Below are 7,051 nucleotides of genomic sequence, written 5' to 3'. Positions count from 1 at the left end.
CGAGAGGGGTAAGGCCCCTCTATGAGGACAAGGGGCCTGGAATATCTCACAAAAGTTCAAATAAAAATTTGTGGGACAGCAGTGCCGCTGACGCGGGCTTTTTTATGGATGTCATTCAGGCGAAATGCCGCAGAAATGCCATGTAGTTTTCTGCGCTCGCCTCCTTTCCTTCAGCGGGCATAAACACCACCCGATTGCTGAACACCTCCAGCAACAGAATATTGTCGTTAAGCTGGCGGACCGCCTTGCGGATTTTGTCTGCGTCGGCCTCAGTGCCTTTGTTGTGCCAGCTCAGACCTTCCGGTAAACCGTCTGCATCCCAGGCAGGCTGACCAACCACGCGGTACAGCAGCTCACTCTGCCCTTTCACATCCAGCATCAGGGTATAACTGGTGGCTGTAATGTCTTCCCGCACGCCGGTTTTGGCCGAATCCGGCTTAAACGTGAACTGACGAACCTGCAGCCCCATTTTAATGGCATCGAAACGCAGCTTCGCCAACCGGGTATCGCGGGCACTGGGTTTTAACCAGTAAACAGAACCAAATAATGACAGTGTGACTGCCAGTACGATTAACCAAGTCACGATGCCATTTCCTCTAATTCGAGCCAGCGCTCTTCCAATGCTTCGACTTTTTGCTCGGCTTCACCCAGCGCTTCAAGAACTTTCTGCACTTCCGTGGCATCCCCCGAGTAGAAATCAGGCTCACCCGCTTTCGCCGCTAAGGCATCGCGTGCGGCTTCTGCTGCGGCGATCTGATCCGGCAGCATATCCAGTTCACGCTGCAATTTATAAGACAGCTTTTTCGTTGCCACCTGGGGCTTTGCAGCTTCCTGCTCTTTCTTAACCGCTTTTTCCGCTTTTTTGTTGGCGGCCTGAACCTGTGCCTGTCGAGCATTGCGACGTTCTATCCAGTCGCTGTACCCACCGACCTGCTCTTCGATATAGCCCGCTTTGCCTTCACCAAAAACCCACAACTGAGTCACCACGTTGTCGATGAAGGCACGGTCGTGGCTGACCAGCAGTAAGGTGCCGTTGTAATCAAGCAGTCGCTCTTCCAGCAACTCCAGAGTTTCTACATCCAGGTCGTTGGTCGGCTCATCCATCACCAGCAGGTTGCACGGTTTAAGGAACAACTTAGCCAGCAATACCCGATTGCGCTCACCACCGGACAAGGCTTTGACTGGCGTACGTGCACGCTCAGGTTCAAACAGGAAATCACCCAGATAGCCGATGATGTGTTTGTTCTGGCCGTTCACCTCAACCTGATCTTTACCATCAGCGACGTTCTCGGCAATGGTTTTCTCTTCATCCAGTAAATGACGCGACTGATCGAAATACGCCACTTCCAGTTTGGTACCGGTGCGAATACTGCCTTGCTGAGCTTCTAACTGCCCCAGCAACAGTTTAAGCAGCGTACTTTTACCCACCCCGTTGGGACCGACCAGACCGATGCGATCACCGCGCATAACCAGTGTAGAGAAATCGTCCACCTGCATGATGTCTTTCCAGCCGTAAGACAAATGCTCGACTTCAAACACCTGCTTACCGGAGCGCTCTGCAGCATTCATACTGATATTGGCACTGCCCTGCAGTTCACGGCGCGACTTGCGCTCTTTGCGCATTTCTTTCAGGCGCAGAACGCGCCCTTCGTTACGGGTACGACGAGCTTCAATGCCTTTACGAATCCATTTTTCTTCTTCCGCGAGTCGCTTATCAAATAAAGCATTCTGCGTCGCCTCATCCTGCAAACGCTTTTCCCGGTACTCTACAAAACTCAGGTAGTCACCCTCCCAGTTGTAGAGATTACCGCGATCCAGTTCGATGATGCGGGTCGACAGGTTTTGAACGAACGCACGGTCGTGACTGATAAATACCAGTGCACCATTGAACTGTTTCAACTGCTCTTCCAGCCATTCAATGGTGGCAACATCCATATGGTTGGTAGGTTCGTCGAGAATCAGTAAATCCGGCTCAACCACCAACGCGCGGGCAAGCATGACACGGCGCTGCCAGCCACCTGACAGTTCAGTGAAATCCGACTCAGCCGGCAGATTCAGGCGCTGAATAATGGCATCGACTTTCTGCTGCCAGCGCCAGCCGTCGGCAGCTTCAATACGTGTCTGCAGTTGTTCCAGTTTTTTAAGATCGGCCTGCGCACCACGCGCACTCTCGTCATGGTACTGAGCGATGAGATGACCGAGATCGCCCAGACCTTCAGCCACAACATCGTAGACAGGTGCTTTGGTGGTTTTTGGCAGTTCCTGCTGCAGCGCGGAGACGCGCAGCATATCGCGGTGCTCTACCCGGCCATCGTCAGCCTGAATCTGACGGTTCAGGATTTTCAGCAGCGTTGACTTACCCTGACCGTTACGTCCGACCACGCACAGCCGCTCGCCGCTGTGGATTTCGAGATCGACTTTATCCAGCAGAACATGGTCACCAAACGCCAGTTCTACCTGCTTCAGACTCACCAGTACCATAAGGCACAAACCCTTAGAGAAATTCAAAGGCGGGCATTATAGCTGTCTTTGTTGGATATCGGGCAGTCGGCAGATGCAGACAGCGGAACTTTGCCTTATATTGAGCCCTCGCATATTTGCACCACGACAACAACAATTCCAATGCGGTACACAGCATGACTATTCAGCTCAACAAAGGGCACCTGATTGCCCTGTCACTCTCGTTCATTGCCGTTATCTGGATGATAGCGGGGGCCGTGACATCCGATAGTGAATTTATAAACCCACGACCTCTTACCCTCGACAGTGGCCTGCAGCGTGTTCAGGTTGAGCGTATGCAGGGCGAACTGGTGAACCGCGACATCACCGTATCTGCGCGTACTGCACCAAGTCGCCGGGTCGAACTGAAATCCGAGATTCGCGCGAAAGTCGTTGCGGTAGAGCGCGATAAAGGCGCCAATGTAAAACGCGGTGAAGTGATCCTTCGCCTCGACCCGCGTGACTGGCCCGCCCGTGTAAAGCAGGCTGAGGCCGCTTTGCGTCAGCGTCAGATTGAAGCTCGCAGCGCCCGTGAGCTACGGCAAAAAGGGCTGGCAAATGAGTCTCAGCTGGCTCAGGCAGAAACCGCACTGGCCAATGCCGAAGCCGAACTTACGAATGCCCGACTGCAACTGAATGCCACCGAAATTCGCGCGCCATTCGATGGCATCGTCGACAGTCGCGCTGTTGAAATCGGAGATTTTGTTAAAGACGGTGCGCCATTGGTCACCGTGCTGGATTTCCGTCCATATCTGGTCAAAGGTCACGCAGCAGAGCGTGATGCAGCCAACATCAATATTGGAGACCGTGGCTGGGCCGAGCTGATCAACGGCGACCGTGTCGACGGCCGCATCCGTTTTATTGCAGCTGAAGCAGATGCTGCAACCCGGACATTCCCGCTGGAACTGGAAATCACTAACCCTAATGGCAGCATGGCCTCGGGTCTGACGGCCACTATCCACGTTCCGCAACCAGCCACCCATGCGTATTTTGTATCACCAGCTCTGCTGATTCTGGATGACAACGGCCACCTGGGCCTGAAAGGCATTGATAGCGACAACCGTGTGGTTTTCCGCCCGGTAAATCTGCTCAAGGCCGACAACAATGGCATCTGGGTATATGGTCTAGGCGAGCAGGCAGACATCATCACCGTCGGCGGCGGTTTTGTTGACCTCGGCCAGCTGGTCGAACCTGTATATGTGAGTGAAGAAGTAATGAACGCTGGCGAGCAAGCCTCTGACACCAGCGTGAACGTTACGGCTCAGAGCGGAGACTAACCGATGAACTCGCTGATTGATGCTTCGCTGCAGCGTTCACGTACCGTACTGATGCTGTTCTGCCTGATCATGCTGATCGGGTTGAGTACGCTGATTAATATTCCCAAAGAAAGCAATCCGGATATCACCGTACCTTTTGTCTATGTCTCCGTTACCCACGATGGCATTTCCCCCGCCGACGCCGACGCGCTGATCTACAAGCCACTGGAAAAAGAGCTGCGCAGTCTGGATGGCCTCAAGGAGATGATCTCCACCGCAACCACCGGCCACTTGTCGATTACCCTCGAGTTCTATACCGATGTCGACATCGACCAGGCTTTGCTGGACGTTCGCCAGAAAGTAGATGATGCCAAGGGAGAGCTGCCGGAAGAAAGCAAAGAGCCTAAGGTAAAAGAAATCAACGTCGCCCTGTTCCCGGTAATGGTCGTAACACTGGCGGGTGAAGTCGATGAATCTGCATTATATGCGGTCGCCGAAGATCTGCAGGATCGTCTCGAAGCGCTGCCGGGTGTACTTGAAGCCAGTATTCAGGGCAAGCGCGATGAAATTGCTGAAATCATCGTCGACCCGGCGCGCATGGACAATTACGGCTTATCCTTCAGCGAACTGGCGAGCCTGGTTGGCAACAACAACCAACTGGTAGCCAGTGAAGACCTGGACACCGGTGCTGGTCGCTTCGGCGTAAAAGTTCCGGGGCTGATTGAAAGCATCCCTGACATTCTTCAGCTGCCAGTGAAAGCCGATGGCGATCAGGTTGTCCTGTTTCAGGATATCGCTGTTGGTCGCCTTGCCTATAAGGACCGCAAAAACGCTGCCCGTGTAAATGGTAAACAGGCCGTCACACTGGAAATTAAAAAGCGCATTGGCTCCAACATCATCCAGACGCTGGATGAAGTCAAAGGCATCATTAATCAGGTGAAACCCTACTGGCCTGCGGGCATCGAGGTGGGAATTACTCAGGACGAATCAGAACAGATCAAAGACATGCTGAACGATTTGTTCAACAACGTTCTGGTTGCAACCCTGCTGGTTATGATTCTGGTGCTCGGCAGCCTCGGCCTTGGTAGTTCATTTCTGGTGGGGGTCGCGATTCCTGGTGCCTTCCTGATGGCTCTGATTGTACTTAGCATGATGGGCTACACCATGAATATGGTGGTGCTGTTCTCCCTTATTCTGTCTGTCGGCATGCTGGTTGATGGTGCCATTGTTGTCACGGAATACGCTGACCGCCGCCTGGCAGAAGGCGCAAAACGCCGTCATGCGTATATGGAAGCAGCCCAGCGCATGGCCTGGCCGATTATTGCTTCAACAGCTACCACACTGGCGGTATTTCTGCCGCTGCTGTTCTGGCCCGGCACCACCGGCGAGTTTATGAAGTTCCTGCCACTGACCCTGCTTTACACACTGTCGGCCTCGCTGATTATGGCACTCATTGTTGTGCCGACCATAGGCGCAGTGATGGGCCGCGACGGCCACCATAACCCAGCGGCACTGCAGGCAATTCAGGCCGCAGAACAGGGCCGCTTCCATGAACTGAAAGGCTTTACCGGTGCCTATATCCGCGTACTGCATAAAGCCGTACAGCGGCCCCTGACGGTGCTTGGCATTGCCATCGGCGCACTGATCATGTCCTTCGTTATCTATGCTTCCATGGGGCACGGAGTTGAATTTTTTCCTGACGTTGATGCCGATATCGGCCTGGTCGATGTCCGTGCCCGGGGTAACCTTTCACTGCTCGAACGCGAAACCCTGGTGCAGGAAGTTGAAAAGCGCATCTTTGACATGGGTGAGATCCAGTCGATCTACAGTGCAACCTTTATCAAGGCGCCCACCGATGCCGCAGCCGATGTGATTGGCCGCATACAGATCGAGCTGGTCAACTGGGAACACCGCCGCACGGCCAATGAGATTCTGGCGGATATTGAGCAACGTACGGCCTCTATCGCCGGCATTATTATTGAGACCCAGAAGAAGAAAAATGGCCCTGCAGCAGGGGCGCCCATTCAGCTGCAGCTGACTGCCAGCAGCCGTGAGGCCATTATTCCGTTACTGGAACAGGTCAAAGACGTATTCAATGCCGACCCCGATCTGAAAGATGTTCGCGATGACCGCCCGCTGGAAGGTGTCGAATGGCAGCTGAAGATCAATCGTGAGGAAGCCACCCGCTTCGGCACCAACATCGCCAGTACCGGTGCCATGATTCGCATGATCACCGGCGGCCAGAAAGTGGGGACCTTCCAGCCGGACTTCAGTGACGACGAAGTAGAGATCCTGCTGCGCTATCCCACTCAGGCACGCAACATCGATCAGTTCGATTCCTTTAACCTGCAAACGCCGCACGGCCTGGTGCCGGTTTCCAACTTTATGCAACGCATTGCCGTACCTAAATCCGGTGATGTTGTCCGCATTGATGGTAAGTACCGTTATCGCGTCACCGCAAACGTTCAGGACGGCGTAAATGCCATGGAAAAAATCAAGGTACTCACGGAGAAGATAAAAGACTTGCCCTGGCGTGAAGCCGGCGCCATGCCGAAATTCCGCGGTGACTTAGAAAAAATGGAAGAAACCCGCGCCTTCCTCGGCAAGGCATTTGGTATTGCCATTTTCCTGATGGCTACGATTCTAGTGACTCAGTTCAACAGCTTTTATCAGGCCGGCCTGATTATGAGCGCCATTGTGCTTTCTATTGTCGGTGTTCTGATCGGCCTGCTTATTCGCGGAGAGCCGTTCGGCATTGTTATGAGCGGCGTGGGTGTTATTGCCCTTGCGGGCATTGTGGTGAACAACAACATCGTTCTGATCGATACCTACAACCGCCTGATTCACCAGGGGGTTGAGCCGGTTGATGCGGCATTGCGTACCGGCGCCCAGCGTCTGCGCCCCGTGTTACTGACAGCGATCACCACCGTGGTGGGACTGATGCCTATGGTCATGCAGTGGAATATCGACCTGCTGCACCAGCATTTCACTGTCGGCGCTCCGTCGTCGCAATGGTGGACACAGCTCTCCACCGCGATTGCCGGTGGGCTGACCTTCGCGACGGTACTGACCCTGATCCTGACGCCGTGCATGCTGGTACTCGGCTCGCGTAAGCACAGACACCCTTCTGCTCCACTACCAGTGGTGGTTGAAAGCGCCACATGAGTGGAAAGAATCTCCGACAGTAAAGCTGTCGGAGATTTAACCAGTTCCTGCAAGTTACTAAAAAATAATAAGAAAATTGCCAAATAGGGTTTGACATCCAGCGTGGCATAAGTAGAATGCGACCTCGCTTC

The 7,051-nt window shown here is 53.8% G+C and carries 4 protein-coding genes; 2 read left to right on the top strand and 2 right to left on the bottom strand.

All coding sequences use genetic code 11. The features are described from left to right. Window positions 1-115: 115 nt before the first annotated feature. Both I9W95_RS15065 and I9W95_RS15060 read right to left on the bottom strand, forming a co-directional pair. The gene (locus I9W95_RS15065) at window positions 116-583 is read right to left on the bottom strand and encodes a hypothetical protein (RefSeq protein WP_225676344.1); all 468 of its coding nucleotides are present in this window, start codon (window positions 581-583) and stop codon (window positions 116-118) included. Beyond that, on the bottom strand, window positions 580-2,481 hold the full coding sequence (locus I9W95_RS15060) for an ATP-binding cassette domain-containing protein (protein WP_225676342.1): 1,902 nt from the start codon (window positions 2,479-2,481) through the stop codon (window positions 580-582). The genes I9W95_RS15065 and I9W95_RS15060 overlap by 4 nt, the downstream gene beginning before the upstream one ends. 155 nt (window positions 2,482-2,636) lie before the next feature. Here I9W95_RS15060 and I9W95_RS15055 point away from each other — a divergent pair, with 155 nt between their 5' ends. Together I9W95_RS15055 and I9W95_RS15050 are read left to right on the top strand one after the other, a co-directional pair. Beyond that, window positions 2,637-3,776, top strand: a complete 1,140-nt coding sequence (locus tag I9W95_RS15055; RefSeq protein WP_225676340.1) for an efflux RND transporter periplasmic adaptor subunit — start codon at window positions 2,637-2,639, stop codon at window positions 3,774-3,776. 3 nt (window positions 3,777-3,779) lie between these two features. Next, window positions 3,780-6,920, top strand: coding sequence for an efflux RND transporter permease subunit (locus tag I9W95_RS15050; protein WP_225676338.1), 3,141 nt, complete (start codon window positions 3,780-3,782; stop codon window positions 6,918-6,920). The last annotated feature ends 131 nt before the right edge of the window (window positions 6,921-7,051 follow it).

The sequence above is a fragment of the Thalassolituus marinus genome, from assembly GCF_020320395.1.
Classification (GTDB): domain Bacteria; phylum Pseudomonadota; class Gammaproteobacteria; order Pseudomonadales; family Oceanobacteraceae; genus Venatoribacter; species Venatoribacter marinus.
This window is presented reverse-complemented; position numbering and strand designations above follow the sequence as displayed.

Bases quoted from the DNA above. Each gene is read 5' to 3' on its own strand.
- I9W95_RS15060 (WP_225676342.1), bottom strand. From the start codon at position 2,481: ATGGTACTGGTGAGTCTGAAGCAGGTAGAACTGGCGTTTGGTGACCAT.
- I9W95_RS15055 (WP_225676340.1), top strand. From the start codon at position 2,637: ATGACTATTCAGCTCAACAAAGGGCACCTGATTGCCCTGTCACTCTCG.
- I9W95_RS15050 (WP_225676338.1), top strand. From the start codon at position 3,780: ATGAACTCGCTGATTGATGCTTCGCTGCAGCGTTCACGTACCGTACTG.